Origin of the sequence: Enterococcus sp. S53 (assembly GCF_016516865.1) — a bacterium.
Lineage (GTDB): Bacteria > Bacillota > Bacilli > Lactobacillales > Enterococcaceae > Enterococcus_D > Enterococcus_D innesii.
This window is the reverse complement of record NZ_JACVUH010000063.1, coordinates 1-655: the sequence shown is the minus strand read 5'-3', so window position 1 is coordinate 655 and position 655 is coordinate 1. Positions and strand designations below refer to the sequence as shown.

General features: G+C 41.7%; 1 protein-coding gene. It reads right to left on the bottom strand.

Features of this window, described 5'->3' with window-relative positions; all coding sequences use genetic code 11:
• Positions 1 to 145: 145 nt before the first annotated feature.
• A complete protein-coding gene (locus IAE45_RS18680; protein ID WP_200143170.1) occupies positions 146 to 460 on the bottom strand; it encodes a hypothetical protein in 315 nt (104 codons plus the stop codon).
• Between the last annotated feature and the right edge of the window lie 195 nt (positions 461 to 655).

Genomic DNA, 655 nt, shown 5'->3' with positions numbered 1-655 from the left:
GCGATTCGACAAGCGAAAGCATATCTGCAAGTAATTCACTTTCAGTAAGTAATAGTGAGTCAACAAGTGCAAGTACGTCAATCAGCGATTCTTCCTCATTGAGTGCCAGCATTTCGACATCATTAAGTGCAAGTGACTCTGCAAGTTATAGCGGCAGTACGAGCGTAAGTAATAGCGATTCGACAAGCGAAAGCATATCTGCAAGTAATTCACTTTCAGTAAGTATTAGTGAGTCAACAAGTGCAAGTACGTCAATCAGTGATTCCTCTTCATTGAGTGCCAGCATTTCGACATCATTAAGTGCAAGTGACTCTGCAAGCTTTAGTGGAAGTACAAGTGTTAGCAGTAGCGAGTCCATAAGTGTAAGTACGTCAGTGAGCGAATCAACATCTACAAGCGTTAGTGAATCCACAAGCGTAAGCACATCAATCAGTGATTCATCATCATTGAGTACAAGCATTTCGACATCCCTAAGTGTAAGTGACTCTGCAAGTTACAGTGGCAGTACAAGTGTAAGTAACAGTGACTCCACAAGTGCAAGTACGTCAGTGAGCGAATCAACATCTTCAAGTATCAGTGAGTCAACAAGTACTAGCACATCCATTAGCGATTCATTATCGGTAAGTACAAGCATCAGTAACAGTGAATCAGCAAG

Excerpts from the sequence above, each read along its gene's own strand:
- IAE45_RS18680 (WP_200143170.1), bottom strand. The coding sequence starts at position 460 with ATGCTTGTACTCAATGATGATGAATCACTGATTGATGTGCTTACGCTT.